General features: G+C 61.0%; 26 protein-coding genes and 1 other RNA gene. 12 read left to right on the top strand and 15 right to left on the bottom strand.

Annotation, left to right across the window (positions count from 1 at the left end):
- Nucleotides 1–85 precede the first annotated feature (85 nt).
- From gcvH to NMB39_RS01260, 8 genes are all read right to left on the bottom strand, one after another.
- Complete coding sequence (gcvH, locus tag NMB39_RS01295; RefSeq protein ID WP_057022770.1) at nt 86–469, bottom strand: glycine cleavage system protein GcvH; 384 nt, start codon at nt 467–469, stop codon at nt 86–88.
- Nucleotides 470–521: 52 nt separating this feature from the next.
- Entirely contained in the window at nt 522–1,604 is a 1,083-nt protein-coding gene (gcvT, locus tag NMB39_RS01290) for a glycine cleavage system aminomethyltransferase GcvT (protein ID WP_494339685.1), read from the bottom strand.
- Between the two features lie 156 nt (nt 1,605–1,760).
- The gene (locus NMB39_RS01285; RefSeq protein WP_494339686.1) at nt 1,761–3,377 is read right to left on the bottom strand and encodes an ABC transporter permease; all 1,617 of its coding nucleotides are present in this window, start codon (nt 3,375–3,377) and stop codon (nt 1,761–1,763) included.
- Between the two features lie 161 nt (nt 3,378–3,538).
- Nucleotides 3,539–4,543 carry an extracellular solute-binding protein gene (locus tag NMB39_RS01280; RefSeq protein WP_464006100.1) on the bottom strand — a complete coding sequence of 335 codons (1,005 nt, stop codon included), beginning with the start codon at nt 4,541–4,543 and terminating at the stop codon, nt 3,539–3,541.
- Nucleotides 4,544–4,705: 162 nt separating this feature from the next.
- Complete coding sequence (locus NMB39_RS01275) at nt 4,706–5,923, bottom strand: 2-octaprenyl-3-methyl-6-methoxy-1,4-benzoquinol hydroxylase (RefSeq protein WP_164484866.1); 1,218 nt, start codon at nt 5,921–5,923, stop codon at nt 4,706–4,708.
- 61 nt (nt 5,924–5,984) lie between these two features.
- A complete protein-coding gene (ubiH, locus tag NMB39_RS01270) occupies nt 5,985–7,172 on the bottom strand; it encodes a 2-octaprenyl-6-methoxyphenyl hydroxylase (protein ID WP_057022765.1) in 1,188 nt (395 codons plus the stop codon).
- Complete coding sequence (gene pepP / locus NMB39_RS01265) at nt 7,169–8,491, bottom strand: Xaa-Pro aminopeptidase (RefSeq protein WP_198720223.1); 1,323 nt, start codon at nt 8,489–8,491, stop codon at nt 7,169–7,171. The genes ubiH and pepP overlap by 4 nt, the downstream gene beginning before the upstream one ends.
- A 20-nt stretch (nt 8,492–8,511) precedes the next feature.
- Entirely contained in the window at nt 8,512–9,069 is a 558-nt protein-coding gene (locus tag NMB39_RS01260) for a YecA/YgfB family protein (RefSeq protein WP_057022764.1), read from the bottom strand.
- 138 nt (nt 9,070–9,207) lie between these two features.
- On the opposite strand from NMB39_RS01260, the gene NMB39_RS01255 reads away from it, so the two are divergent.
- From NMB39_RS01255 to NMB39_RS01240, 4 genes are all read left to right on the top strand, one after another.
- Nucleotides 9,208–9,417 carry a TIGR02449 family protein gene (locus NMB39_RS01255; RefSeq protein ID WP_003177365.1) on the top strand — a complete coding sequence of 70 codons (210 nt, stop codon included), beginning with the start codon at nt 9,208–9,210 and terminating at the stop codon, nt 9,415–9,417.
- Entirely contained in the window at nt 9,414–9,731 is a 318-nt protein-coding gene (locus NMB39_RS01250) for a cell division protein ZapA (protein ID WP_005792389.1), read from the top strand. Before NMB39_RS01255 ends, NMB39_RS01250 begins: the two co-directional genes overlap by 4 nt.
- A gap of 30 nt (nt 9,732–9,761) precedes the next feature.
- A non-coding RNA gene (gene ssrS / locus NMB39_RS01245) (6S RNA) lies at nt 9,762–9,940 on the top strand.
- Between the two features lie 58 nt (nt 9,941–9,998).
- Complete coding sequence (locus NMB39_RS01240; RefSeq protein ID WP_057022763.1) at nt 9,999–10,628, top strand: 5-formyltetrahydrofolate cyclo-ligase; 630 nt, start codon at nt 9,999–10,001, stop codon at nt 10,626–10,628.
- A gap of 13 nt (nt 10,629–10,641) precedes the next feature.
- On the opposite strand, the gene NMB39_RS01235 is transcribed toward NMB39_RS01240, so the two are convergent.
- Nucleotides 10,642–10,791, bottom strand: coding sequence for a hypothetical protein (locus NMB39_RS01235; RefSeq protein ID WP_010207387.1), 150 nt, complete (start codon nt 10,789–10,791; stop codon nt 10,642–10,644).
- A 194-nt stretch (nt 10,792–10,985) separates the two neighbouring features.
- Here NMB39_RS01235 and NMB39_RS01230 point away from each other — a divergent pair, with 194 nt between their 5' ends.
- The 5 genes from NMB39_RS01230 (at nt 10,986) to NMB39_RS01210 (ending at nt 16,904) form a co-directional block, all read left to right on the top strand.
- On the top strand, nt 10,986–11,435 hold the full coding sequence (locus NMB39_RS01230; protein ID WP_494339687.1) for an EVE domain-containing protein: 450 nt from the start codon (nt 10,986–10,988) through the stop codon (nt 11,433–11,435).
- Between the two features lie 69 nt (nt 11,436–11,504).
- Nucleotides 11,505–12,470 carry an HlyD family secretion protein gene (locus NMB39_RS01225; protein ID WP_057022761.1) on the top strand — a complete coding sequence of 322 codons (966 nt, stop codon included), beginning with the start codon at nt 11,505–11,507 and terminating at the stop codon, nt 12,468–12,470.
- Nucleotides 12,467–15,184, top strand: coding sequence for a ribosome-associated ATPase/putative transporter RbbA (gene rbbA / locus NMB39_RS01220; RefSeq protein WP_494339688.1), 2,718 nt, complete (start codon nt 12,467–12,469; stop codon nt 15,182–15,184). The genes NMB39_RS01225 and rbbA overlap by 4 nt, the downstream gene beginning before the upstream one ends.
- Entirely contained in the window at nt 15,184–16,302 is a 1,119-nt protein-coding gene (locus tag NMB39_RS01215) for an ABC transporter permease (RefSeq protein ID WP_057022759.1), read from the top strand. Before rbbA ends, NMB39_RS01215 begins: the two co-directional genes overlap by 1 nt.
- A 188-nt stretch (nt 16,303–16,490) precedes the next feature.
- Entirely contained in the window at nt 16,491–16,904 is a 414-nt protein-coding gene (locus NMB39_RS01210) for a hypothetical protein (protein ID WP_124356351.1), read from the top strand.
- A 56-nt stretch (nt 16,905–16,960) separates the two neighbouring features.
- Here NMB39_RS01210 and NMB39_RS01205 read toward each other — a convergent pair whose 3' ends face one another.
- Complete coding sequence (locus NMB39_RS01205) at nt 16,961–17,368, bottom strand: flagellar basal body-associated protein FliL (RefSeq protein ID WP_057022758.1); 408 nt, start codon at nt 17,366–17,368, stop codon at nt 16,961–16,963.
- Nucleotides 17,369–17,518: 150 nt separating this feature from the next.
- On the opposite strand from NMB39_RS01205, the gene NMB39_RS01200 reads away from it, so the two are divergent.
- Nucleotides 17,519–18,496: an NADPH:quinone oxidoreductase family protein gene (locus NMB39_RS01200; protein ID WP_057022757.1), complete on the top strand. Its 978-nt coding sequence runs from the start codon at nt 17,519–17,521 to the stop codon at nt 18,494–18,496.
- Between the two features lie 228 nt (nt 18,497–18,724).
- Nucleotides 18,725–20,062, top strand: coding sequence for a glycerol-3-phosphate transporter (gene glpT / locus NMB39_RS01195; protein WP_003195321.1), 1,338 nt, complete (start codon nt 18,725–18,727; stop codon nt 20,060–20,062).
- Here glpT and NMB39_RS01190 read toward each other — a convergent pair.
- The gene (locus NMB39_RS01190; RefSeq protein WP_494339689.1) at nt 20,059–20,712 is read right to left on the bottom strand and encodes a gamma-glutamylcyclotransferase; all 654 of its coding nucleotides are present in this window, start codon (nt 20,710–20,712) and stop codon (nt 20,059–20,061) included. The two genes, glpT and NMB39_RS01190, sit on opposite strands and share 4 nt — an antisense overlap.
- Nucleotides 20,713–20,803: 91 nt before the next feature.
- Nucleotides 20,804–20,947 carry a hypothetical protein gene (locus NMB39_RS01185; RefSeq protein ID WP_156422413.1) on the bottom strand — a complete coding sequence of 48 codons (144 nt, stop codon included), beginning with the start codon at nt 20,945–20,947 and terminating at the stop codon, nt 20,804–20,806.
- A 187-nt stretch (nt 20,948–21,134) separates the two neighbouring features.
- Here NMB39_RS01185 and NMB39_RS01180 point away from each other — a divergent pair, with 187 nt between their 5' ends.
- The gene (locus NMB39_RS01180) at nt 21,135–21,617 is read left to right on the top strand and encodes a hypothetical protein (RefSeq protein ID WP_057022756.1); all 483 of its coding nucleotides are present in this window, start codon (nt 21,135–21,137) and stop codon (nt 21,615–21,617) included.
- Nucleotides 21,618–21,729: 112 nt separating this feature from the next.
- On the opposite strand, the gene NMB39_RS01175 is transcribed toward NMB39_RS01180, so the two are convergent.
- The 3 genes from NMB39_RS01175 to NMB39_RS01165 are packed head-to-tail and all read right to left on the bottom strand — an operon-like array spanning nt 21,730 to nt 26,206.
- Entirely contained in the window at nt 21,730–22,698 is a 969-nt protein-coding gene (locus NMB39_RS01175; RefSeq protein WP_494339690.1) for a CDP-6-deoxy-delta-3,4-glucoseen reductase, read from the bottom strand.
- Nucleotides 22,698–24,164, bottom strand: a complete 1,467-nt coding sequence (gene ubiD, locus NMB39_RS01170) for a 4-hydroxy-3-polyprenylbenzoate decarboxylase (RefSeq protein ID WP_057022754.1) — start codon at nt 24,162–24,164, stop codon at nt 22,698–22,700. Before ubiD ends, NMB39_RS01175 begins: the two co-directional genes overlap by 1 nt.
- Nucleotides 24,165–24,223: 59 nt before the next feature.
- Nucleotides 24,224–26,206 carry an acyltransferase family protein gene (locus NMB39_RS01165; protein ID WP_494339691.1) on the bottom strand — a complete coding sequence of 661 codons (1,983 nt, stop codon included), beginning with the start codon at nt 26,204–26,206 and terminating at the stop codon, nt 24,224–24,226.
- Nucleotides 26,207–26,259 lie beyond the last annotated feature (53 nt).

Below are 26,259 nucleotides of genomic sequence, written 5' to 3'. Positions count from 1 at the left end.
CTCCCGATTGCGGTGTGTCAGCTACAAGTGAGCTGACTGGCACACTGCTATCGGGGGCAAGCCCCCTCCCACATGGCCTCTGCGTTTATTCGCCGATGGCGGCTGCGTAGCCGGCAGCGTCAAGCAGCTTGTCCAGCTCGGCCGGATTGCTTGGCTTGAGCTTAAAGATCCAGGCTTCATACGGATTAGCGTTCAGCAGCTCCGGACTACCACCCAACTCTTCGTTGACCGCAATCACTTCGCCCGCAATCGGCGAATAGATATCCGACGCGGCCTTCACGGACTCAACCACACCCGCCTGGCCTTGGGCTTCAAAAGTAGCGCCGACCTCAGCCAGCTCAACAAACACCACATCACCCAAGGCTTCCTGTGCATGGTCGGAGATCCCGACGGTCACGGTGCCGTCGGCTTCCAGGCGGGCCCATTCGTGACTTTCGGCAAAACGCAGGTCGGCAGGGATATTGCTCATAGTCTGTGTCCTCAAGAAGAAATGTCAGCGGCCTTCGGCCTGCCGGAAATAGTTAGATCAAGGTTTTGCCATGGCGCACGAAGGTCGGCTTGACCACTCGCACCGGGTACCACTTGCCGCGGATTTCCACTTCGGCCCGGTCGGCAGTCGCCGTCGGTACACGCGCCAGGGCAATGGATTTGCTTAGCGTAGGCGAGAAACTACCACTGGTGATCTCTCCTTCGCCAACATTGGCGATACGAACCACCTGATGAGCCCGTAAAACCCCGCGCTCCTCGAGCACCAGCCCCACCAGTTTGAACTGCACACCGGCGGCTTTTTCCGCTTCCAGCGCGGCGCGGCCGATGAAGTTGCGCCCGAAGGGCTCCCAGGCAATGCTCCAGGCCATGTTGGCCGCCAGGGGCGAAACAGCCTGATGAATGTCCTGGCCGTACAGGTTCATGCCGGCCTCCAGGCGCAAGGTATCGCGGGCGCCGAGGCCGATAGGGGAAATGCCGGCACCCACCAGATCGTTGAAAAACCCCGGGGCCTGGTCGGCGGGCAGGACAATTTCCAGGCCATCTTCACCGGTATAGCCGGTGCGGGCGATGAACCAGTCACCGTCGGCCTGGCCTTCGAACGGCTTGAGCTGATGAATCAGGGTGCCACGGGACTGGGTCACCAGTTCAGCGATTTTCTGCCGGGCGTGGGGCCCCTGGATGGCGAGCATGGCCAACTCGGGCCGCTCATGCAGTTGCGCCTGGTAACTGCCCAATTGCGCTTGCATCCAGGTCATGTCCTGATCGCGGGTGGCGGCGTTGACCACCAGTCGGTAACCGCTTTCGGTGCGGTAGACGATCATGTCGTCCACTACCCCGCCCTGCTCGTTGAGCATGGCGCTGTACAACGCACGGCCACAGCCGTGCAATCGATCGACATCATTGGCCAGCAAGTGCTGGAGCCATTCCTTGGCCTGAAGGCCGCTGACATCGATTACGGTCATATGAGATACATCGAAAACCCCGCAGTCGCGTCGCACCTGATGGTGTTCTTCAACTTGCGAGCCGTAATGCAAAGGCATATCCCAACCGCCAAAATCGACCATTTTCGCGCCGAGGGCGAGATGCAGGTCATACAGAGGCGTACGCTGTCCCATGGGTTTCTCCTTCCGGGCTTGGCGAAGGTGCGCAGAGCTGCCACCTGCGCCGAACACCTTGAATTACAAGGCCCACAGGCACATACAGCAGGTCGACCCGAAAGACGGAGCGCACCGAATGCCGCGCATTGTAGCCTCAAGCTGTAGGACTGGCACCTAACCGATTTGTCGGGCAGAGCGGCGAATCAGCCCGATGACCGGCAACAACCCGACCAGCACCAGGGTCAGGGCCGGCAAGGAAGCCCGCGCCCATTCGCCTTCACTGGTCATTTCAAAGATCCGCACCGCCAGGGTGTCCCAGCCGAACGGGCGCATCAGCAGGGTTGCAGGCATTTCCTTGAGCACGTCGACGAACACCAGCAGCGCCGCGCTCAAGGTGCCCGGCAGCAACAACGGCAGATACACTTTGCAAAACAGTCGTGGGCCGCTCACCCCAAGGCTGCGTGCAGCTTCGGGCAGCGATGGGCGAATGCGTGCCAGGCTGTTTTCAAGCGGCCCGTACGCTACCGCCAGAAATCGCACCAGATATGCCAACACCAGTGCAGACAGGCTGCCCAGCAGCAAGGGCTTGCCCGCACCGCCCAGCCAGCCGGAGAACGGCACCACCAGCTCACGGTCAAGGTAGCTGAACGCCAGCATGATTGACACCGCCAGCACCGAGCCCGGCAAGGCATAGCCGACATTGGCCAGGCTGATGCCGGAGCGAATCGCCCGGGTCGGCGCCAGGCGGTTGGAAAAGGCCAGTACCAGCGCCACGCTGACGGTGATCAGCGCCGCGATACCGCCCAGGTAGAGGGTGTGGACGATCAGGCCGGTATAGCGCTCATCCAGGTCGAAGCGCCCGCGCTGCCAGAACCAGGCCACCAGTTGCAGCATCGGGATCACAAATGCGCAGGCGAAGACCAGGCCGCACCAGGCGCTGGCCGCAGCCGCCTTGAGCCCGCGCAGGTGGTACAACGCCTTGCCTCGTGGTCGCTCATTGCTCGGTCGGCTCGCCCCACGCGCGCGCCGTTCGCCATACAGCACCAGCATCACCACCAGCAGCAACAGGCTGGCCAGTTGCGCGGCACTGGAAAGGCTGAAAAAACCATACCAGGTCTTGTAGATGGCGGTGGTGAAGGTGTCGAAGTTGAATACCGAGACGGCGCCGAAATCCGCCAGGGTCTCCATCAAGGCCAAGGCCACGCCAGCACCAATCGCCGGGCGCGCCATCGGCAAGGCCACGCGCCAGAACGCTTGCCAGGGCGACTGCCCCAGCACCCGCGCCGCTTCCATCAAACCCTTGCCCTGGGCCAGGAACGCCGTGCGCGCCAGCAAGTAGACGTAAGGGTAGAACACCAGCACCAACACGATGATCACGCCGCTGGTGGAGCGCACTCGCGGCAAACGCAGCCCATTGCCGAACCATTCGCGCAGCAGGGTTTGCACGGGCCCTGCGAAATCCAGCAGGCCGACGAACACGAAGGCCAGCACATAAGCCGGGATCGCAAAGGGCAGCATCAGCGCCCAATCAAGCCAGCGGCGCCCGGGGAATTCGCAGAGGCTGGTCAACCAGGCCAGGCTGACACCCAACAGTGTCACACCAAGACCGACGCCGAGTACCAGGGTCAAGGTGTTGCCCAGCAATCGAGGCATCTGGGTATCCCAGAGATGGGACCAGATCTGGTGGTCGATGCTTTGCCAGGACAGCAGCAGCACGCTCAGCGGCAGCAGCACCAGGGCGGCGACGGAAAAGACCGGCAGGTACCAACGGCGTTGGGCGGGGTGGGCCAAGGAAAAGCTCTCTATGAACAGACTATTCAAAGACAAACACAAAACAATGTGGGAGGGGGCTTGCCCCCGATAGCGGAGTGCCAGTCACTGATGATTAGACTGACACTCCGCTATCGGGAGCAAGCCCCCTCCCACATTTAGATCTGTGGCAATTTACACATTCAGTTCCAGCCGGCGCGATCCATCAAGCGAATGGCCTCGGCCTGGCGCTTGCCCGCCACTTCCACCGGCAAGGTATCGGCCACGAACTTGCCCCAGCTCGCCACTTCCGCCGATGGCGGCACCGCCGGGTTGGCGGGGAACTCCTGGTTCACGTCGGCAAAGATCTTCTGCGCCTCAGGCGTAGTCATCCACTCCACCAGTGCCTTGGCCGCTTCCGGGTGCGGCGCGTGCTTGGTCAGGCCGATGCCCGAAAGGTTCACATGCACGCCACGGTCGCCCTGGTTCGGCCAGAACAGTTTCACTGCCAGGTCCGGCTTCTGCTTGTGCAGGCGGCCGTAGTAGTAGGTATTGACGATACCCACGTCGCACTGCCCGGCGTTGATGGCTTCCAGCACGGCAATGTCATCGGAGAACACGTCGGTGGACAGGTTGTTGACCCAGCCCTTGACGATCTCTTCGGTCCTGGCCGCGCCATGGGTTTCGATCAAGGTCGCGGTCAGCGACTGGTTATAGACCTTTTTCGCCGTACGCAGGCACAGGCGGCCTTCCCACTGTTTGTCGGCCAAGGCTTCGTAGGTGGTCAGTTCGCCCGGTTTTACCCGGTCGGTGGAATAGGCGATCGTCCGTGCACGCAGGCTCAAACCGGTCCAGGCGTGGGCCGATGAGCGATATTGCAGCGGAATATTCTTGTCGATGACGGCGGAGGTGAAGGGTTGCAGGATGCCCATCTGTTCAGCCTGCCACAGGTTGCCGGCGTCGACGGTGAGCAGCAGGTCGGCGGTGGCGTTCTCGCCTTCGGCCTTGATGCGCTGCATCAGCGGCGCTTCCTTGTCGGTGATGAACTTGACCTGCACGCCGGTCTTCTGGGTGTAGGCATCGAAAACCGGCTTGATCAGTTCGTCGATACGCGAGGAGTAGACCACCACTTCGTCGGCCGCCTGCACGGTGGTGCTGCCGATCAGGGTGAGTGCCAGGGCAGTCAGGAGGCGCTTGGGTGCCAACATGGGTGCGGTCTCTCTCATTTGCAAATTGAGGGCAAATGATAAGGACTCACATTTGGTAACGCTCGGCGGAGGCGTTACCAGATGTTGCACAGCCCGAATATGCGCGAGGGTTGAGGGCCTCATCGGGGGCAAGCCCCCTCCCACAGGGGACTGTATTTCAATTCAGGGTTTAGCGAGTTCTGGTAGATCGCCAGTCAAACCTAGCGCTTGGCGCACAAACACCGCTTTGGCTTCGGGCATCTGGTCGACGATTTTCAAGCCGGCGTTACGCAACCAGCGCAACGGCAGTTGATCAGCCTGGAACAGGCGTTCAAAGCCTTCCATCGCCGCCATCAACGCCAGGTTGTGCGGCATGCGCCGCCGCTCGTAACGGCTCAGCACCTTCACGTCCGCCAGGCGCTCGCCGCGCTCGGTGGCCGCCAGCAACACTTCGGCCAGCACCGCCGCGTCGAGGAAGCCCAGGTTCACGCCCTGCCCTGCCAACGGGTGGATCACATGGGCCGCGTCGCCGATCAACGCCAGGCCCTCGGCCACATAGCGTTTGGCATGGCGCTGGCGCAACGGCACGCAGACCCGCGAGTCGGCGCTGATCACAGTGCCCAGGCGGCCTTCGAAGGCACGCTCGAGTTCCCGGCAGAAGCGTTCATCATCCAGAGCCATCAGGCGCTCGGATTCAGCCGGCGTGGTCGACCAGACAATCGAACACCAATCTTCCTGCCCATCCCGTACCAGCGGCAGGAACGCCAGCGGGCCGGTATCGGTAAAGCGTTGCCAGGCCGTGCGCTGGTGCGGCTGGCTGCTGCGCACGCTGGTGACGATCGCGTTATGCAGGTAATCCCACTCGCGGGTAGGGGTGCCGGTCAGGCGGCGTACTGCGGAGTTGGCGCCATCGGCGGCCACCACCAGCGGCGCACGCAACTTGCGACCATCAGCCAGGGTCAGCAGCCAGTCATCGCCGGAGCGGCGCATCTGCTCAAGGCGCGCATTGGCCAGCAGGCCGAGGTCGCAGTCGTGCAGGCGCTCCAGCAAGGCATCCTGCACTACGCGGTTTTCGACGATATGCCCGAGCACCTCGGCATGCACGCTGGCCGCCGAGAAGTGGATCTGCCCGGTGCCGCTGCCGTCCCACACCTGCATCTCGCCGTAGGGGCTGGCGCGGCGCTCGACGATGCCGTCCCATACGCCCAAGCGTTCGAGGATGCGCTGGCTGGCAGCCGACAACGCGCTCACCCGCGGTTCAAATGCCGCATCTGGCTCGAACGGTTTGACACTCAAGGGGCTGCCGTCGAGCAGCAGCACCTGCAGGCCACTGCCCTGCAACGCCAGCGCCAGGGCGCTTCCGACCATTCCGGCCCCGACAATCAGCACATCTGCGTGCATGTCCATGCTTTAAGCCTTGTCTCGTGTGCGGCACACGCCGCCGATAAAGTAGTGGGCCGGTTCAGACATCGGCGCGCGTGCCCAGGCCCATGGCCTGGCGAGCGAACCAGCGTTTGGCCGGCGGCAACAGGTCCAGGCCCAGCAGGCCCAGGTTGCGACCCAGCGCCATCAGCGGCTGGCCGCTGCCAAACAGGCGCGTGACCTGGTCGGAGAAACCCACGGTGAGTTGCTGGTCCAGGCGCTGGCGCTCGCGATAGCCTTGCAGGGTCGTCAGGTCGCCCGGCACGGCCGGCCCGGCCAGCAACGCCTCGGCCAAGGCATTGGCATCGCGCAGGGACAGGTTGAAGCCCTGCCCGGCAATCGGGTGCAGGCTGTGCGCCGCATTGCCAAGCACCGCCAGGTGCGAGCGCACTTGCTCTTCGGCTTCCACCAGGGTCAGCGGGTACAGGTGACGGGCACCCACCTGCTTGAGGGTGCCCAGGCGATACCCGAACACACCCTGCAATTCGCTCAGGAAGCTGCGCTCGTCAAGGCTGGCCAGGCGCTGGGCGTCCATGCCGATGCGGGTCCAGACCAGCGCGCAACGGTTGTCCGGCAGCGGCAGCAAGGCCATCGGCCCTTCATCGGTAAAGCGCTCGAACGCTTCGCCATTGTGGGCTTCGCTCGGAGTGATGTTGGCGATCAGTGCGCTCTGGTTGTAGGGCCGGGTTTTCACGCCAATGCCCAGTTGCTCACGCAAACCGGAGCGGCCGCCATCGGCCAGTACCGCCAGGTCGCACTCCAGCACGGTTTCATCGTTGAGGGTCAGGCGATAGCCATCGGGCAGTGGTTCCATGCGTGTGACTTGCGCCGGGCAGCGCCAGCTCACCACGTCCTTGTCCAGGCCTTGCCACAGGCATTGGCCGAGCCAGGCGTTTTCCACTACATAGCCCAGGGCCGGCACGCCCTCTTCCATGGCGGACAAACGTGCCGTGGAGAAACGCCCACGGTCCGACACATGGATTTGCTTGATCGGCTCGGCACGCCGAGAGATGGCCTGCCAAAGGCCCAGGCGCTGGTAAATCTGGCGAGCGCCAAACGACAGCGCCGAAGAGCGCGCATCGTAGCTCGGCTGGTAGCTGTCACCCGGCGCAAAGGGCTCGATCAACACGATCTTCCAACCCCGCGTCTTGGCCCCGGCCTGCAACGCCAGGGCGAGGCTGGCGCCCACCAGGCCGCCGCCGATGATTGCCAGGTTGACCCGGCTCATCGGGCAGCCGCCATGAGCGCTTCGATCTCGGCAACGGTCTTGGGCACGCCGCCAGTCAGGATTTCACAGCCTTGCTTGGTCACTATCACGTCGTCCTCGATGCGTACGCCAATGCCACGCCATTTCTTTGCCACGTTCTGGTTATCCGGGGAAATATAGATGCCCGGCTCCACGGTCAAGGCCATGCCGACTTCCAGCACCCGCCATTCACCGCCGACCTTGTACTCGCCCACATCATGCACATCCATGCCCAGCCAGTGGCCGGCGCGGTGCATGTAGAAAGCGCGGTAAGCCTCGCTGGCGATCAGCTCGTCGACGTCACCTTGCAGCAGCCCCAGCTTCACCAGCCCGGCGGTGATGACCTGCACGGTCGCCTCGTGGGCCTGGTTCCAATGTTTGTTCGGCGCGATCTGCTTGAAGGCGGCTTCCTGGGAGGCCAGCACAATCTCGTAGATCGCCTTTTGCTCGGGCGAAAACTTGCCGTTGACCGGCCAGGTGCGGGTGATGTCGCTGGCGTAGCAGTCGATCTCACAACCGGCGTCGATCAGCACCAGGTCGCCGTCCTTGAGCAGCGCGTCATTCTGCTGGTAATGCAGGATGCAGCTGTTGCGCCCGGCGGCGACAATGGAGCCATAGGCCGGCATTTTCGCACCGCCCTTGCGGAATTCGTAATCCAGCTCGGCTTCCAGGCTGAACTCATGCAGCCCGGCACGGCTGGCCTGCATTGCCTTCACGTGGGCCGCACAGGAAATTCGCGCCGCCTCGCGCATCACCTTCACTTCTGCCGCCGATTTATACAGGCGCATATCGTGGAGCAGATGATCCAGGGCAACGAATTCGTTCGGTGGCTGGGCGCCCAGGTGCGCCTTGGAACGGATCACGTTGATCCACTCCATCACATGCCGGTCGAATTCGGCGTTGCTGCCCATGGCCGAATATACCCGGTCGCGGCCTTCGATCAGGCCGGGCAGGATGTCGTCGATATCTGTGATAGGGAATGCGTCGTCGGCGCCAAAATCGCGGATCGCGCCTTCAGTGCCGGCGCGCAGGCCATCCCATAGCTCGCGCTCCGCGTTGCGCTCACGGCAGAACAACACGTATTCGCCGTGCTGGCGACCGGGCATCAGCACGATCACCGCTTCGGGTTCGGGGAAGCCGCTCAGGTACTGGAAGTCGCTGTCCTGGCGGTACACATGCTCGACATCGCGGTTGCGGATGACCACGGCGGCGGCCGGCAGGATCGCGATGCTATTGGGTTCCATCTGCGCCATGAGCGCCTTGCGGCGACGGGTGTATTCCGCTTTGGGGATATGAATCATGGGCAGATGGGCTTCCTTTCTTAGTGCAACAACGGCTTGGCCGCGACCGGTTCAGCGGACTTTCGGGTCTCGGTGAACAGCAGCAACGGCGCGACGCGCAGGTATTCCATGACTTCCATGTAGTCGCCTTCGCCGTCTTCGGATTCTTCCAGGGCATCTTGCACCTGGGAGATGGCTGCCAGGTCCTGCAGCACTTCCTTGGCGTCGGTGCTCAGCTCCAGGCCGCCGGCGTTAACGCCGAAACCGTGGAGGAAACCCTGGCACCACTGGCCCAGGGCGGCAGCGCGCTCGGTGAGCGGCGCGTCATCGGTCGGCAGCAGCAGGACCACGGTGACGTCGTCACCGGTCAGCTCGCCCTTGACCATCTCTTGCAGGCCAATCAACGCGTTGCGCACGTTTTCGTTGGGTTCGGTTTCCAGCAGCTCGGCTACATCAGCCAGCCAGTTGTCGGCATCAAAGCCCACACCGGTGCAACTGCGGCCCAACAGCACGCCGTGCAGTTCGGCAGGCGAGCAGGGGTGACCGCTGGTGCTCAGCAGTTTGGAAAAAGCGTCGTACGGGGAATTCTGAATGGGCATGGTGAGCTAGGCGCCAGACGGCGCAATGTCTAGAATGGAGCGCTGTATCCTAGCACCGGCAGACGCACCAAGACTATCGAGGGCGTCAGATCGTTTATCCTGCAGTTGCCATTCATCAGACAAATCCAGTGGAACCCAATGGAAGACACCGACCTGCAAGCGCTGATGGCCAGACTCGAACTGCTAATTGATCGGGTCGAGCAACTAAAGAGTCAAAACGGACTCCTATTAGCTCAGGAAAAGACCTGGCGCGAGGAACGCGCTCACCTCATTGAAAAAAACGAAATCGCCCGGCGTAAGGTCGAATCGATGATTTCGCGCCTGAAGGCCCTGGAGCAAGACTCATGAGTTCAAGCAATAGCGTAACTGTGCAGATCCTCGACAAAGAATATTCGATCATCTGCCCCCAGGAAGAACGCAGCAACCTGGTGAGTGCTGCCCGCTATCTGGACGGCAAGATGCGTGAAATCCGCAGCAGCGGCAAAGTCATCGGCGCCGACCGCATCGCCGTGATGGCCGCGTTGAATATCACCCACGATCTGCTGCATAAGCAGGAACGCCCTGACGTGCAGGCCAGCGGCTCGACCCGCGAGCAGGTACGCGACCTGCTGGAGCGCGTGGATCTGGTGCTTTCTACCGACTCAGACGCACCCAAGGGCTGATTGCCGAGTCGGTTTAAGGTATACTCGCGTCACTCCCTGGCGTGTTTGCCAGTCGGCGATGTCCCTGAGCCGATTCGCACTACCCTGGAAGTTGCACGTTGGGCTGGTGTGCATGTCCGCTAGACGGAAAGCCTTAAAGCCTACTGCTTCTTCCACCTTGAACTTTCGGGTTCAAGGGCTAAGTCGACAGCGGCTCTGTCGGGGAGCCTGAATTTCCAAACTCAATGCCAGTCCCAGGACTGGCATTGTTTTATGAGCCGAAAAACCATGACCGAACCTGCGCCGCTTTCCCGTCCGCAACTTCGACGCATGTTGCGCAAGGCCCGCCGGGCACTCACGCCGAGCGAGCAGCGCCAGGCCGCCCTTGGGGTGTATCGGCAACTGGCACAGCACCCGCTGTTTCGCCGGGCCAAACATATTTCCTTATATCTACCGACGGACGGTGAAATCGATCCGCGCTTGCTGCTGCGTGCAGCCCAGCGCCGGGGTAAGGCCACCTATCTGCCGGTACTGAGCGCCTGGCCGCGCACCAAGATGGTGTTCCAGCGCGTGCGGCCTGGGGAAAAGTTGTTGCCCAACCGCTTTGGCATTCTTGAGCCACGGGTCAATGCCCATCGCCAACGCCAGGTCTGGGCGCTGGATTTGGTGCTGTTGCCGCTGGTGGGCTTCGATGATGCGGGCGGGCGCCTGGGCATGGGCGGCGGGTTCTACGACCGTAGCCTGGCCTATCTGGCCCGCCGCTATAGCTGGCGCAAGCCAACGCTGCTGGGGCTGGCCCACGAATGCCAGAAAGTCGGGCGACTGGCGCAGGCAAGCTGGGATGTGCCGTTGGCGGGGACAGTGACCGATAAGCAGTGGTATGTCGCAGAAACGCCGCTGGAAACAGCGGCGCCTTAGTTAATGCTTCGAGTTAACGCTTGAACGGTTGTGGCTGCTGCTGAGCCAGTTCAACCGGTGCATCGGTCTTGTTCGACCACAGGCTCTGGGCATAACCGGTGGTCACGACGCCCAGACCAAACAAAATAACCAAAATCCATAGTAAATCCGGTTTACGTTGCATCGATTGCCCCCCTTCAGGCACCTCGTACACGATGACAACAACGTTCCAAAGTAGTCCGTTGCAGCTGCGTCAAGCCTAAAAGCGCGCATTCTGCGGCAACGTGATCCAACACGCAAACCTTGACGCCAACCGACTGTCGGTTTGTGATGGAATTGCCCGACAACTTGCCCAATGCCTTTTTCAGGAGCCCCAAAATGGCCTACTGGCTGATGAAATCCGAGCCCGACGAACTCTCCATCAACGGCCTGGAAACGCTCGGCGAAGCGCGCTGGGATGGGGTGCGTAACTATCAGGCGCGCAACTTTCTGCGGGCGATGGCCGTGGGCGATGAGTTTTTCTTCTATCACTCCAGTTGCCCGCAGCCCGGTATTGCCGGTATCGGCAAAATCATCGAGGCCGCCTACCCGGACCCTACTGCCCTGGAACCGGACAGTCCTTATTTCGACGCCAAGGCCAAGGCGGAGAAAAATCCATGGAGTGCAATCACCGTGGCCCACGTCAAAACCTTCCCCAAGGTGCTGAGCCTGGGCGATCTGAAGCAGCAAACCGCCCTTGCCGAAATGCCGCTGGTGCAGAAAGGCAGCCGGCTTTCGGTCATGGCGGTCACGCCTGAACAGTGGACGGCCATCCTTCATCTGCTTTAACTGACCGATATCAAGACCCTCACGGGGTAAACCCGTCACACTGGAACGCTAACGCCGCAGGATGCAGCCATGTCTACGAACCACCGCACCTCCCGTCTTTTCGCCTTCGCCCTGATCGTCCTGTTGCTGGGGGCCGGGGCCTTTGGTTACTGGCGCTCGACCCAGGACCGCCTGCCCGAAGGCTTGAGCATGGGTAACGGGCGGCTGGAGTCCACCGAAGTGCAGATCGCCGCCAAGATCCCCGGACGCCTGGCCGAAGTACGCGTGGATGAAGGCGACAAAGTGCTCAAGGGCCAGCTGCTGGCGCGTATGGACACCCGCACCCTGGAAGCCCAACGCGCCCAAGCCGAAGCCGAGGTGTTGCGCGCCAAGGAAAACTTCGCCGCCGCCGAAGCCAACGTGCAGTTGCGCCAAAGCGAGCAATTGCTGGCCAACCAGGAACTCAGGCGTACCCAGGAGCTGTACCGGCGCGGCTTCGCCAGCAGCCAGTTGATCGACCAACAGCAAGCACGCCAGAACACCGGCAATGCAGCGGTGATCGCGGCCCAAGCCCAAGTCAACGCAGTGAAGGCCGCCATCGGTGCGGCCCAGGCCCAGGTCGCCCAGCTCACCAGCGAAATCGATGACAGCAGCCTGCGTGCGCCCATCGACGGCATCATCCAGTTGCGCCTGGCCGAGCCAGGTGAAGTGCTCGGCGCGGGTGGGCGCGTGTTGCTGCTGATTGACCCCAATGACCAGTACATGAACCTGTACCTGCCCGCCTCCGTCACCGGTCGCCTGACCGTCGGCAGTGAAGCGCGCATTCTGCTCGACGCCCTGCCCCAGCAGGCGTTGCCGGCCAAAATCAGTTTTGTCGCAGCCAAATCCCAGTTCACTCCCAAGGAAGTGGAAACCCGCGATGAGCGGCAGAAACTGGTGTTCCGCGTCAAATTGCACCTGACTCAACCCAGTGCCGTGCCGCAAGCCAAGCCGGGCATGCCCGGCGCGGGTTATGTGCGCACAGCCGATATCGACTGGCCGGCCAACCTGCAATGAGCGGCCTGGCGCTGCACTCCACGGGGATCAACCACCGCTACGGCAAGCAACAGGCACTGCTCGACATTGCCTTCAGCCTGCCGGCCGGCACCCGCTGCGGGTTGATCGGCCCGGACGGCGCCGGCAAGTCGAGCCTGCTGGGGTTGATCGCCGGGGTTAAGAAGCTGCAGGACGGCCAGTTGCAGGTGCTCGGCGGTTCCATCCAAGACCGTCGCCATCGCAACAGCCTGTACCCGCGCATCGCCTTTATGCCCCAGGGTCTGGGCGGTAACCTGTACCCCGAGTTGTCCATCAGCGAAAACATCCGTTTCTTCGCCACCTTGTTTGGCCTGTCGAAAGCCGATTGCGACCAGCGCATGCACAACCTGTTGCTCGCCACCGACCTCGCACGCTTTGCCGAGCGCCCGGCGGGCAAGCTCTCTGGGGGTATGAAGCAGAAGCTCGGCCTGTGCTGCGCGCTGATCCATGATCCGGACCTGTTGATCCTCGACGAACCCACTACCGGCGTCGACCCGCTGTCACGCCGGCGGTTCTGGGAGCTGGTCGACAGCGTACGCAGTGAACGCCCGCAACTGACGCTGCTGGTGGCCACCGCCTACATGGAAGAGGCCGAGCAATTCGAGCATTGCCTGATGCTCGACCGTGGCAGGTTGATCGCCGATGGGCTGAGCCGCGAACTGGCGACGATTACGCCCAGCGGCAAGCTGGATGAAGCCTTTACTCACTTTCAGGGCGACAGCGCCCACGACAACCAACCACTGGTGATTCCACCACGCACGGGCGGCAACACCGATATCGCCATCCAGGCCCACGACCTGACCCTGCGCTTTGGCGATTTCACCGCGGTGAATAAGGTCAGCTTTGCCATTGGCCGCGGCGAGATCTTCGGCTTCCTCGGTTCCAACGGTTGCGGCAAGACCACCACCATGAAAGTGCTGACCGGGCTGATGCCGGCCACCGAGGGCAGTGCAATCCTGCTGGGCAAACCGGTAGACGCCAAGGACCTGGCGACCCGCAAGCGCGTGGGCTTCATGTCGCAAAGCTTCTCGCTGTATGGCGAGCTGAGCGTGCGCCAGAACCTGGTGCTGCATGCGCAACTGTTTGACCTGCCCAAGGCCGACAGCGGCCCGCGTATAGATGAACTGATCCAACGCTTCGACCTCGGTGAAGTGGCCGAGCAGCCCTCCGGCGAGTTGCCCCTTGGCCTGCGCCAGCGTTTGTCCTTGGCGGTTGCGGTGCTGCATCGCCCGGAAGTGCTGATCCTCGATGAGCCCACCTCGGGCGTCGACCCGGCGGCGCGGGATGATTTCTGGCGGTTGCTGATCGAGTTATCGCGGGAACAAGGTGTGACCATCTTCCTGTCCACCCACTTTATGAACGAAGCCCAGCGCTGCGACCGCATCTCCTTGATGCATGCCGGCAAAGTGCTGGCCTGCGACACACCCGAGGCGCTGCAACAGCAGTTCCACGGCGACACCCTGGAAGCGGCTTTCGTCACCTGCCTGGAACAGGCCCAAGGTGAACCCGAACCCGCCGCCCCCCGTGCAACCGTTAACGACACCCACGCGCCGCCGGTGAGCAAAAGCGGCTTCAGCCTGGCACGGTGGTTGGCCGTGGCCAGTCGCGAAGGCAAGGAGTTGCTGCGCGACAGGGTACGCATGGCTTTCGCCTTGCTCGGGGCGATGTTCATGATGGTGATCTTCGGCTACGGCATTTCCCTGGATGTGGAAAACCTCGCCTTCGCCGTCTACGACCAAGACCACACTCCGCAAAGCCGCGCCTACCTGGAAGCATTTCGCAGTTCACGCTATTTCGCCGAGCAAGCCCCCATCCGCGACGCCAATGAATTGCACCGGCGCCTGCAACGTTCGGAAATCAAACTGGCCCTGGAGATCCCGCCAGGTTTTGGCCGCGACCTGTACGCCGGGCGCCAACCGACCGTGGCTGCATGGATCGATGGCGGCATGCCGTTTCGCGCCGAAACCAGCCGTAACTACGTCGAAGCGGTACACCAAGGCAATCTCCAGCAGTTGGCCGAATTGAGCAGCCTGCCCCGCAGCACGCAAGCCGCGGTCAAGTTGGAAACACGCTTTCGCTACAACCAGGACGTGGTCAGCGTGAACGCTATCGGCCCGGGCGTGATGGCGCTGATCCTGGCATTTATCCCGGCGATGCTCACCGCCCTGGGCATCGTGCGCGAAAAAGAGCTGGGTTCGATCACCAATTTCTACGCCACGCCGCTGACACGCCTGGAGTTCCTGCTGGGCAAACAGGCGCCCTACCTGGCCGTCAGCCTGGTCAACCTGGCGCTGCTGGTGGCGATGAACCGCTGGTTGTTCGGTGTACCGTTCAAAGGCAGCGGCTTGACCCTGGCTTTCGGTGGCCTGCTGTACGTGCTGGCGACGACGAGCATGGGCCTGTTGATCTCGGCATTCACCCGCACCCAGATCGCAGCGATCCTCGGCACCATGATCATCACCAGCCTGCCGACCATTCAGTTTTCCGGGCTGATCGTGCCGCGCTCCTCCCTGGAAGGCGCGGCGGCACTGATGGGCATGCTGTTCCCCGCCGGGCACTTCCTGGATATTGCGGTGGGCACCTTCACCAAGGCCCTGGACCTGCGCCAGTTGTGGCCGCAGTGCCTGGCGTTGTTCGGGTTTTTCGTCGGTTTCACCGGGCTGAGCCTGGTGATGCTCAAGAAGCAGGAGGCCTGATGCACAAACTCGCCCATATCCTGCGCCTGGGGCTCAAGGAACTCACCAGCCTGCGCCACGACAGCGTGTTGCTGCTGTTTCTGTTCTACGCCTTCACCGTGGCGATCTATATGCCCGCTGCCGGCTCGGTGATTGGCGTGCACAACGCCAGCGTGGCCTTTGTCGATGAAGATCACAGTGCGCTCTCGCGACAAATGGCCGAGGCCCTGCAGCCACCAGAATTCCAGGCGCCGGCGCCACTGGCCTACGACCAGTTGGACAAGGTCATGGACAGCGGCCAGTACACCTTCGTCGTCAATGTACCGGCGAATTTCCAGGCCGACCTGTTGGCGGGGCGCCAGCCGGGCGTGCAGGTGAACGTCGATGCCACGGCAATGAGCCAGGCCTTCATGGGCGCCGGTTACATCGGGCGGATTTTCCAACGCGAACTGCTGACCTACAGCGGCCAGGCCGACGCTGCCGGCAAAGCCCCCGCCCTGCTGACTACCCGGGCGCTGTTCAATACCAATCTGGAAGGTGGCTGGTTCCTGGCGGTGATCCAGATCGTCAACAACATCACCATCCTCGCCATCGTGCTGACCGGCACCGCCCTGCTGCGCGAACGCGAACACGGCACCCTCGACCACCTGCTGGTGCTGCCCCTGACCGCGCTGGAGATCATGCTGGCAAAAATCTGGAGCAACATGCTGGTGGTGGTCTTGTGTACATGGCTGTCCCTGGAACTGGTGGTCAAAGGCTTGCTCGGCGTGCCGTTGGCCGGCTCCATGAGCCTATTCCTGTTGGTGACGGCGCTGTATCTGTTTGCGAGCACGGCGCTGGGCATCTTCCTCGCCACCCTCGCCCGCTCGACGCCGCAGTTCGGCTTGCTGGCGATCCCGGTGATCATCCCGATGCTGTTGCTTTCTGGCGGCAGTACGCCGCTCGACAGCATGCCCGAATGGTTGCAGTGGGTGATGCAGGGCTCGCCGTCGACGCACTTTGTGAGCTTGAGTGCGGCGATTCTATTCAGGGATGCGGGGCTGAGCGTGGTGTGGCCGGACTTGTTGGCGCTGACGGGGATTGGCTTGGTGTTTTTTGCGGTGGCGTTGGCGAGATTCAGAAGTACGTTGTTGTCTTGACGCTTGAATTATTAGCGCCAAAAAAACACTAAAAAACCCATGCTTATTTCTATATAGCCTAAACAACTGTTATTTATGACAGTAGTAAATTCCGCTCCAGAGAACTCTACTGACGATATAAAAATTTGCTGCGGAAGAATCAAAGCCTTAGCAACTTTTTCATACCCATCACTTAACGGAGATTCATCATGGCGGACACACAAGCCCCCAATGAAAACTACATCGAACTTCCTGCCGAAACTACAAGCGCCCCAACCACCACTGCGACGAAAATGGTGGTATCTGGCGCGTATGCACCATGGGGATTCGAAGGTTCGATAGAGTTCGAGTATTCTCTTATCGCTCCGGGCTCGCCGACAATCTTAATTAGAACCTTAAACTACTATCTCAAAGCGTCATACCAGCCGGCATCTTCGACATTTAATATCACAGCACCTAACTTATCACCCTTAAGTGTAAATCCAACAGCGATCAACAGATGGGTGCTTTGGGGTTCAAGCTCTCAAACAACTTCGCGATCATATAATTTTGATTTCATATTCCAGGCGATACAGAATGGCCCGAGTGCAACTGTCCGCAAAACTATAAATCTGCCCATTTGAATAATATCTACCCACCTGCGGCCGACAAACCAGCCGCGGGCGTGGTAAGTCTGCACTTATTGAATAATCAAGTTATTGAACAACAAATCCTCAACCACCGGCTTGCCGGTCTCATCGTTCATTACTTGCTGGGTTTGCTTCAGGGCTTCCTGGCGCAGTTTTTCCTTGCCTTCAACAGTGCTCATGGCCTCATTGGTCTGCTGGGTGAACAGCGCCACCAGTTGGTTGCGAATCAACGGGTCGTTGGCTTTGACCGCAGCAGCAGCTTCAGGGCCGGTCACACGCAGAGCGATATCAGCCTTGTACACCTTGAGCTTCGCCGTGCCATCCAGGCCGTAGTTGCCCACAAACGGTGGCGTCAGGCTGATATAGCTGACCTTCGGCGCCTCACCTTCCTTGGCTTCTTCGGCCTGGGCTGCCATCGGCAACGTCAGGGCCAGCATCAACAGGATCCACGCTTTCACAGTTCATTCCTCGAATTCGGTTGCCCGGTAGCATAACGCTAGCAAGGCTGAGCACAAGCTTATGGCGGCTTATCAGGCCCGGGCATGCTCGTTGACCCGCGGGCGTACCCTCCTACACTTATCGGCCACGACGCCAAAAGGAATAGTCCGATGAAAGCTGTGCTGTGCAAAGCCTTCGGCCCCGCCGAAACCCTGGTGCTGGAAGAAATCGCGAGCCCTGCGATCAAGAAGAACGAGATCCTGCTGGACGTGCACGCGGCCGGGGTGAATTTCCCGGACACCCTGATCATCGAGGGCAAGTACCAGTTCAAGCCGCCCTTTCCGTTTTCACCCGGTGGCGAAGCGGCGGGCGTGGTCAGTGAAGTGGGTGAGAAAGTCAGCCACCTGAAAGTCGGTGACCGCGTGATGGCGTTGACAGGCTGGGGCAGCTTTGCCGAGCAGGTTGCAGTGCCCGGCTATAACGTGCTGCCGATCCCGCCAAGCATGGACTTCAACACCGCTGCCGCCTTCAGCATGACCTACGGCACCTCGATGCACGCGCTCAAACAGCGCGCCAACCTGCAACCCGGCGAAACCCTGCTGGTGCTTGGCGCTTCCGGGGGCGTGGGCCTGGCCGCCGTGGAAATCGGCAAGGCCATGGGCGCCCGGGTGATCGCCGCCGCCAGCAGCGCCGACAAACTTGCGGTGGCCAAGGCGGCCGGCGCCGATGAGTTGATCAACTACAGCGAAGCCAGCCTCAAGGACGAGGTCAAGCGCCTGACCGATGGCAATGGCGCCGATGTGATCTACGACCCGGTGGGCGGCGATCTGTTTGATCAGGCCGTGCGCGCCATCGCATGGAACGGCCGGCTGCTGGTGGTGGGGTTTGCCAGCGGGCGCATTCCTGAACTGCCGGTGAACCTGGCATTGCTCAAGGGCGCGGCGGTGGTCGGGGTGTTCTGGGGCTCGTTTGCCCAGCGCCAGCCGCAGGATAATGCGGCGAACTTTCAGCAGTTGTTTGGGTGGTATGCCGAGGGCAGGTTGAAGCCGTTGGTGTCGCAGGTGTATCCGCTGGAGCAGGCGGCCCAGGCGATTAATGACCTGGGGCAGCGCAAGGCAGTTGGAAAGGTTGTCGTACAAACCCGCTGACAGATTTTAAATGCTGTCCATGTGGAAGGGGGCAAGCCCCTCCCACATTTGTTCATCGATCTGGAGAACCCCGAACACGACCCACACTTATCTATTAGCGACATGTTCGTAAAAGAACATGCAATTGCTCCCCTTTCCTGTGTTTGCAGATAAGAGGCGATGCTATTTTCGGTAACGAAACTGTAACATTCGCATCCGCAGTCAAAACAAGAAATTTGGAGCTCTTGAATGTTTGCTTTCTTTCGTCCTGCCGCACACCAGGCGCCCCTGCCTGAAGAAAAAATAGACAGTACCTACCGACGCCTGCGCTGGCAGATCTTTGCCGGTATTTTCTTCGGTTACGCCGGCTATTATCTGCTGCGCAAAAACTTCTCTCTGGCCATGCCCTACCTGATCGACGAGGGTTATACCCGCGGTGAACTGGGCCTGGCGATGTCGGCGATTGCGATTGCCTACGGCTTGTCCAAGTTCCTCATGGGCCTGGTCTCCGACCGCTCCAACCCACGCTACTTCCTGCCCTTCGGCCTGCTGGTTTCAGCGGGTGTGATGTTCATTTTCGGTTTCGCACCCTGGGCAACGTCCAGCGTGACCATGATGTTCATCTTGCTGTTCATCAACGGCTGGGCCCAAGGCATGGGCTGGCCGCCGAGTGGACGAACCATGGTGCACTGGTGGTCGCAGAAAGAACGCGGCGGCGTGGTGTCGGTATGGAACGTGGCGCACAACGTCGGCGGCGGCCTGATCGGCCCGCTGTTCCTGCTGGGCATGGCGTGGTTCAACGACTGGCATGCGGCGTTCTATGTGCCGGCTACGGTGGCCTTGGCGGTGGCGGCGTTTGCCTTCATCACCATGCGCGACACCCCGCAATCGGTGGGCCTGCCACCGATCGAGCAGTACAAGAACGATTACCCGGAAGGCTACGACGCCAGCCACGAAGACGAATTCAGCGCCAAGGAAATCTTCGTCAAGTATGTGCTGCGCAACAAAATGCTCTGGTACATCGCTTTCGCCAACGTGTTCGTCTACCTGCTGCGCTACGGCGTACTGGACTGGGCGCCGACCTACTTGAAAGAAGCCAAGCACTTCACGGTCGATAAGTCGTCCTGGGCGTATTTCTTCTACGAGTGGGCAGGTATCCCGGGCACGCTGTTGTGCGGATGGATGTCGGACAAGATCTTTCGTGGCAACCGCGGCCTGACCGGTATCGTGTTCATGGCCCTGGTGACCGTGGCGACCCTGGTTTACTGGCTCAACCCGCCGGGCAACCCGATGATCGACATGATCGCGCTGTTCTCCATCGGCTTCCTGATCTACGGCCCGGTCATGCTGATCGGCCTGCAGGCGCTGGAACTGGCACCGAAGAAAGCCGCCGGCACCGCAGCGGGCTTCACCGGTTTGTTCGGTTACCTGGGTGGTTCGGTGGCAGCCAGCGCGGCCATGGGCTACACGGTTGACCATTTCGGCTGGGACGGTGGGTTCGTGTTGCTGATCGGTGCCTGCGTACTGGCGATCGCGTTCCTGATCCCCACGCTGTGGCACACCAACAGCGTCAGCTCGGCGCGTTAAGCACCCGGGCAATCCTTGGCACAACGCTTGAGCCGCGCCTCCAGGTTCTTATCTGGCATGGCGTGGCTACGCAGGGCGTTCACGGTCTGCTCGACATAATCGCGAGTGGTGCCGTAACGCCCGCAAGCGCTTTGCAGCACGTGATTGAGCACAATATCGGGCAGGTTGCCGGCATAGCTGGGCAAGTGCCGCTCCAACACAAACCCCAACGCCTGCACGGTACTGCCATCTTCCAATCGGCAGTTGAGCCAGTGCGGCCGATAAGAAGGGTAAGGCATCTCGCGCTGCCATAAGGCGTACAGCGAGGCCTCCAACTGGTCCTCCGGCAAGCGGTAGGCAAACCCGCTGCAGGATCCGCCGCGATCCAGCCCGAACACCAACCCCGGCAACTCCGGCGTACCCCGATGCTCGTGGGACCACAGGTACAAGCCGCGGTGATAACCATGAACCCGTGCGCGCACCCGTTCGGTCGACGAACATTCAGGGCGCCAGATCAGCGAACCATAGGCAAACAGCCACACCGGCCCACCCTTGTGCCGGGCCATAGTGGCCTGCATCGAGCTCATTAATTGTTCGTGAGTGAGTTGCGGCCCAAGATCGAGCCGCGGAGGGTAAGCCAACTGCAAAAGATCGGTTTCAATGGCGGTCATGGCAAAAAGCGGTGCGCCTCCTGTGTGTTACCAGTTGTAAGCGACTTTACCGTAATAAAACGCGCCGCTGTAACCGTACGGCGAAAAAGTGCTATAGGCCAGATTGCCGCCGCGCCAATACGGCGCCCAGCTCATCGGGGCCGGTGCTGCTTAGGGCTTCGCCGGTGATCAAGTCGATTGGCAACAGCGAAGCACTGGCCATGCGCCCGTTGCCATATAGCTTAAAGACATTCATCAGCCAGAATAAATACCTTAAAAGAATAAGAAAAAGCATAAGCACGCCCGCTCACTCGTCAGGATCTAAACCGGTAACTTCGGTAATTTCAGCCCCGGTTCAGCCTGGGCACGCGCCAAGCAGTCAAAATAGCGCACACATTACGACCCACTTAGCCGCTCATCACATCGACTATCGAGGTCGCTCCATGAAGACATTCCGCTTGCCTGGCCTGTTGTTCCTGGCCCAGGCCACCACCGCACTGGCTACCGAAACCCCACCCACCAATGACGACAAGGGCTTCTGGTATGCCCAGACCAGTGTCTACACCCGGCACTTCGCACCCGACCCGGAGCACAACAACAAGCAGGATTTGATCGGCCTGGAACGCAACGAGGCGTCGGGCCTGGTGTATGGCGGGGTGACCTTTCGCAACTCGTTCCGCCAGCGCTCGTACTACGCCTACGCGGGCAAGCGCTATGACATGGCCGACTACCCGGTGTATGCGAAATTGACCGGCGGACTGCTCCAGGGCTATCGCGGCGAATATCGCGACAAGATCCCATTGAACCGATTCGGCGTGGCGCCGGTGATCATTCCGTCGGTGGGTACCCACTATGGGCCGGTGGCGGCGGAGCTGGTGCTGCTGGGGTTCAATGCAGCGATGGTGACGACCGGCGTACGATTCTGACACTGACACGGCACGTGTCTACTGTGGGAGCTGGCTTGCGTGCGATAGCGGTGTTGGCTGACAGACCGCTATCGCAGGCAAGCCAGCTCCCACATGGATTCAACTTGAGTCTTTAGGGCCGTGGAGCGTAGGCGAACACATCGGCACGCATGCGGTGCGCATCCATGCCGGCGTTGACCAGTGCGTCCAGGGTGCCGTAGATCATCGCCGGCGAACCGCTGGCATAGACATACACGCTATTGAGGTCGGCAATGTCCTCGCACACCGCTTCATGCAGCAAACCACAGCGGCCTTCCCAGCCACACAGGTCGCTGACCACCTTGTGCAGGAACAGGTTGGGCAATTGCTGCCATTGCTCCCAATGCTCAATCTGGTAGAAATCTTCCGGGCGGCGTACGCCCCAGTACAGGTGCACCGGGTGCTTGAAGCCGGAAGCGCGGCAATGCTCGATCAGGCTGTGCATCTGCGCCATGCCCGTGCCGGCAGCCATCAACACCAGCGGCCCGTCCGGCAACTCGGCCAGGTGGGTGTCACCGAACGGCAGTTCGACGCGAGCCATCTGGTTGCGCTGCAATTGCTCGATGAGGTTGCGCGCACTGTCCTCACGGGCCAGTACATGCAGCTCCAGCTCACGTCCGGCATGGGGCGCCGAGGCCAGGGAAAACGCCGATTTCTCGCCATTCTCCCGCTCGATCATCAGGTATTGCCCGGCGTGGTAACGCACTGCCTTGCCCGCCGGGGCACGCAGGCGTACACGCCACACATCGCCGCCGACGTCTAAGCACTCAATCAATTGGCACGACAATTTGCGCAACGGCAACTCTCCCGGCGCCAGTACCCCATCCCACAACACAACGCAGTCCTCCAAGGGTTCGGCAATACAGGTGAAGAATTCACCATGATCACGCACCTCGCCGGCTTGGCGTACCCGCCCTTCCACCAGCAACGCCGCACACACATGGCATACACCATTGCGGCAGGCTTGGGGGCACTCATAGCCCAGGCGACGTGCGCCGTCGAGGATTCGCTCGCCAGGGTCCAGCTCCAGCACAGCGCCGGAAGGTTGCAGGGTTACACGCATCAATCTATTCCCAATTCTTTCCAGATCGCATCGACACGCGCCGTGACGGCTTCATCCTTGACGATTACCCGACCCCACTCGCGAGTGGTCTCACCCGGCCACTTGTGGGTGGCATCCAGGCCCATCTTCGAGCCCAGCCCCGAGACCGGCGAGGCGAAGTCGAGGTAGTCGATCGGCGTGTTATCGATCATCACCGTGTCGCGCTTGGGGTCCATGCGCGTGGTGATGGCCCAGATCACGTCGTTCCAGTCACGGGCATTGATGTCGTCGTCAGTGACGATAACGAACTTGGTGTACATGAACTGTCGCAAAAACGACCACACACCCAACATGACCCGCTTGGCATGTCCCGGGTACGACTTCTTCATGGTCACGATCGCCATGCGGTACGAGCAACCTTCCGGCGGCAGGTAGAAGTCGGTGATTTCGGGGAATTGCTTTTGCAGGATCGGCACGAACACTTCGTTGAGCGCCACGCCGAGGATGGCCGGCTCATCCGGCGGGCGGCCCGTGTAGGTACTGTGGTAGATCGGCTTGATCCGATGGGTGATGCGCTCGACGGTAAATACCGGGAAGCTATCGACTTCGTTGTAGTAGCCGGTGTGATCGCCATAAGGGCCTTCATCGGCCATCTCGCCCGGGTGAATCACGCCCTCGAGAATGATTTCGGCGGTGGCCGGCACTTGCAGGTCGTTACCGCGGCACTTGACCAATTCGGTGCGGTTACCGCGCAGCAAACCGGCGAAGGCGTATTCGGACAGGCTGTCGGGCACAGGCGTCACGGCGCCGAGGATGGTGGCCGGATCGGCGCCCAAAGCGACTGAAACCGGAAATGGCTGGCCGGGGTGCTTCTCGCACCACTCACGGAAGTCGAGAGCGCCGCCACGGTGACTCAGCCAGCGCATGATCACCTTGTTGCGGCCGATGACTTGCTGACGGTAGATGCCGAGGTTCTGGCGGTCCTTGTTCGGGCCCTTGGTGACGGTCAGGCCCCACGTAATCAGCGGCCCAACGTCGCCCGGCCAGCAGGTCTGCACCGGGAGCATGGCCAGGTCTACATCATCGCCCTCGATGACCACTTCCTGGCATACCGCGTCCTTGACCACCTTGGGGGCCATGGCAATGATCTTGCGGAAGATCGGCAGCTTCGACCAGGCGTCCTTCAAGCCCTTGGGCGGCTCGGGCTCCTTGAGAAAGGCCAGCAACTTGCCGATCTCGCGCAGTTCGCTGACCGACTCGGCGCCCATGCCAAAGGCCACACGCTCGGGGGTCCCGAACAGGTTGCCCAGTACCGGAATGTCAAAGCCAGTCGGTTTTTCGAACAACAGCGCCGGGCCCTTGCTGCGCAAGGTGCGGTCGCAAATCTCAGTCATTTCCAGCACCGGAGAAATCGGCATCTGGATACGTTTCAACTCTCCGCGCTGCTCAAGTTGCTGCACGAAATCCCGAAGATCCTTGAATTTCATTAACCATGCCACCCGTAAAATAGGCGTACATCCTACCTGCTCTGAGGGCGGCTGGCAGCTTAATTGGCCGTCAGCCCTCGTGATTGCAAGGAACTGAACAATGGTTCCAGGAAGGCTTCGATGTGCCGGGCACCAACGTCTGACAGATGGTTATCGTCGGTATACAACGCTCGACCATTGAGTTCGACCCGGCACAAACCATCGGCGCCGCACAGCAGGGGCGCAGGGTCCAGCACCTTGACACCGCTGTCGCCCGCCGCCAGTTCGTCAAACAACTGCGTGATAAAGGCCTGGCGCTTCACATGCTCGGCTATGGCGAGCCCTTCACCGTCCACTGGACGGTTCATCATCGCCAGGCGGCTCAGACGATAAGGCACGATGATCTCCTGCAGCGGCACTTCCTTGACCAGCCAGACCTTATGGCCGGCAGCACGCAAGCCCTGGATGCGTTCACGAAGGCCTTGGGCGAAGCGTTGCTCGGCGACAGCACGCACATACTGGCCAGTGCCGGGATCCTTAAGCGCATGCTCCTTGTCACCCGACATTTGCCCATAGACGTACAGGCTCCAACGGGCCGCCAGCACCACGTCGCTGAACGCCTGCTCGGTCATGGCCTTTTCGACGCGACGGTTGAAGTGCGCGCATCGAGCGATATTCTCCAGGCCGTCCAGCGGGATACAGCCGGCAAAACTGGCCTCTACCAGGCTGATATCGTGGCGATCAGCCCCCTCTCTGAGCGCGGGTATCAGCGCAGTGGCGTGACTGTCGCCCCATACCAGCGCTGAAACAGATTGGCTTCTCGGACCGAAATGGCAGAACAGCCGATCATCGGGGGTGTCTTTGTCAGCCATGCACGCCAGCAGGTCCGGGCTCCACTTCTTGGCCTGGGCAAAACGCAATGCCTGTTCGGACAAGCGCGAAGGCACACCGTCGAACTCACGTATCGCCAGGCCGGTAAAGCCAAGTGCCAGGATGCCGACCAAGGCTGATGCCAGAATCGCCTTGCGTCCGGCCAGCAGGCGTTTTTCCCGGAACGGCGTTTCCACGAAGCGCCAGGACAGGTAGCCCAGCACCAGCGACAGCAGCATCAATCCGGCCAGTTCCAGGGCGCTCAATCCATCCACTGCGGCATAGTTGGCGTACACGAAAACCGGCCAGTGCCAGAGGTACCAGGAATAGGAAATCAGCCCGATACCCACCATCACCCGCGTACTCAACAGACGCCCGACCCAGGTCTGCTGCTGGCCGTTGGCCCAGATCAAGCCGACGACACCCAGCACAGGCAATAGAGCGGTTGCACCGGGAAACGGCGTTTTTGCGTCATAACCCAGCACAGCGATCAGAATCAGTGCCATGGATGCCAGGCTGACCCCTTGCGCCAAAGCGGGCGAAGCGCGCCACTCACGCTTGGGCAACACTGCCAGCATCGCGCCGGCCAGCAATTCCCAGGCGCGCAGATGCAGCAGGAAGAAAGCTTTTTGCGGCTCATGCTCAACCGCCCAGACGCTCATGCCGAAAGACCCGAGCAACACCGCGAACAGCGCCATGCGCCAGTGTTTCAGGCGGCTCGACAGCAACGCCAGCAACAGCGGGAAGAAGATATAGAACTGCTCCTCTACCGCCAGCGACCAGGTATGCAGCAAGGGTTTGATGTCTGAAGACACATCGAAATAGCCATGCTGACGCGAGAACAGCAAGTTGGAGGTAAACGTCACCTGATAGTGCGCCGACCGGCCCAACTCCTCGTAGTCCTTGGGCGCCAACAGAAACCAACCCACTGCCAGTGTCGCGGCGATCATCACAAACAGCGCGGGCAAGATACGCCGGGCGCGGCGAGCCCAGAAGTCGATGAAACTGAAGCGGCCAGCCTGGCGCTCACGCCAGATAATTGACGTAATTAAAAAGCCGGAAATGACGAAAAACACATCAACGCCAACAAAACCGCCAGTAATGCCAGGAACGCCAAAATGAAATAACACGACTGCGAGGACAGCGATGGCACGCAGGCCGTCGATGTCTCTGCGGTAAGCAAGAGTGGTCATAAGGATGTGATCAGTCTGTGACGAAAGGAGTTAGCGTAGTCACGCGTCAATTT

The organism is Pseudomonas sp. FBCC-B545, from assembly GCF_059134095.1.
This window is presented reverse-complemented; position numbering and strand designations above follow the sequence as displayed.

Excerpts from the sequence above, each read along its gene's own strand:
- NMB39_RS01280 (WP_464006100.1), bottom strand. The coding sequence starts at position 4,543 with ATGTTGGCACCCAAGCGCCTCCTGACTGCCCTGGCACTCACCCTGATC.
- NMB39_RS01275 (WP_164484866.1), bottom strand. The coding sequence starts at position 5,923 with ATGCACGCAGATGTGCTGATTGTCGGGGCCGGAATGGTCGGAAGCGCC.
- NMB39_RS01200 (WP_057022757.1), top strand. The coding sequence starts at position 17,519 with ATGAAAGCTGTGCTGTGCAAAGCCTTCGGCCCCGCCGAAACCCTGGTG.
- NMB39_RS01185 (WP_156422413.1), bottom strand. The coding sequence starts at position 20,947 with ATGAATGTCTTTAAGCTATATGGCAACGGGCGCATGGCCAGTGCTTCG.
- NMB39_RS01250 (WP_005792389.1), top strand. The coding sequence starts at position 9,414 with ATGAGTTCAAGCAATAGCGTAACTGTGCAGATCCTCGACAAAGAATAT.
- NMB39_RS01240 (WP_057022763.1), top strand. The coding sequence starts at position 9,999 with ATGACCGAACCTGCGCCGCTTTCCCGTCCGCAACTTCGACGCATGTTG.
- NMB39_RS01225 (WP_057022761.1), top strand. The coding sequence starts at position 11,505 with ATGTCTACGAACCACCGCACCTCCCGTCTTTTCGCCTTCGCCCTGATC.
- ubiH (WP_057022765.1), bottom strand. The coding sequence starts at position 7,172 with ATGAGCCGGGTCAACCTGGCAATCATCGGCGGCGGCCTGGTGGGCGCC.
- NMB39_RS01260 (WP_057022764.1), bottom strand. The coding sequence starts at position 9,069 with ATGCCCATTCAGAATTCCCCGTACGACGCTTTTTCCAAACTGCTGAGC.
- ubiD (WP_057022754.1), bottom strand. The coding sequence starts at position 24,164 with ATGAAATTCAAGGATCTTCGGGATTTCGTGCAGCAACTTGAGCAGCGC.
- NMB39_RS01165 (WP_494339691.1), bottom strand. The coding sequence starts at position 26,206 with ATGACCACTCTTGCTTACCGCAGAGACATCGACGGCCTGCGTGCCATC.
- NMB39_RS01180 (WP_057022756.1), top strand. The coding sequence starts at position 21,135 with ATGAAGACATTCCGCTTGCCTGGCCTGTTGTTCCTGGCCCAGGCCACC.
- NMB39_RS01235 (WP_010207387.1), bottom strand. The coding sequence starts at position 10,791 with ATGCAACGTAAACCGGATTTACTATGGATTTTGGTTATTTTGTTTGGT.
- NMB39_RS01210 (WP_124356351.1), top strand. The coding sequence starts at position 16,491 with ATGGCGGACACACAAGCCCCCAATGAAAACTACATCGAACTTCCTGCC.
- NMB39_RS01175 (WP_494339690.1), bottom strand. The coding sequence starts at position 22,698 with ATGCGTGTAACCCTGCAACCTTCCGGCGCTGTGCTGGAGCTGGACCCT.
- gcvT (WP_494339685.1), bottom strand. The coding sequence starts at position 1,604 with ATGGGACAGCGTACGCCTCTGTATGACCTGCATCTCGCCCTCGGCGCG.
- gcvH (WP_057022770.1), bottom strand. The coding sequence starts at position 469 with ATGAGCAATATCCCTGCCGACCTGCGTTTTGCCGAAAGTCACGAATGG.
- glpT (WP_003195321.1), top strand. The coding sequence starts at position 18,725 with ATGTTTGCTTTCTTTCGTCCTGCCGCACACCAGGCGCCCCTGCCTGAA.
- rbbA (WP_494339688.1), top strand. The coding sequence starts at position 12,467 with ATGAGCGGCCTGGCGCTGCACTCCACGGGGATCAACCACCGCTACGGC.
- NMB39_RS01190 (WP_494339689.1), bottom strand. The coding sequence starts at position 20,712 with ATGACCGCCATTGAAACCGATCTTTTGCAGTTGGCTTACCCTCCGCGG.
- NMB39_RS01215 (WP_057022759.1), top strand. The coding sequence starts at position 15,184 with ATGCACAAACTCGCCCATATCCTGCGCCTGGGGCTCAAGGAACTCACC.
- pepP (WP_198720223.1), bottom strand. The coding sequence starts at position 8,491 with ATGATTCATATCCCCAAAGCGGAATACACCCGTCGCCGCAAGGCGCTC.
- NMB39_RS01255 (WP_003177365.1), top strand. The coding sequence starts at position 9,208 with ATGGAAGACACCGACCTGCAAGCGCTGATGGCCAGACTCGAACTGCTA.
- NMB39_RS01230 (WP_494339687.1), top strand. The coding sequence starts at position 10,986 with ATGGCCTACTGGCTGATGAAATCCGAGCCCGACGAACTCTCCATCAAC.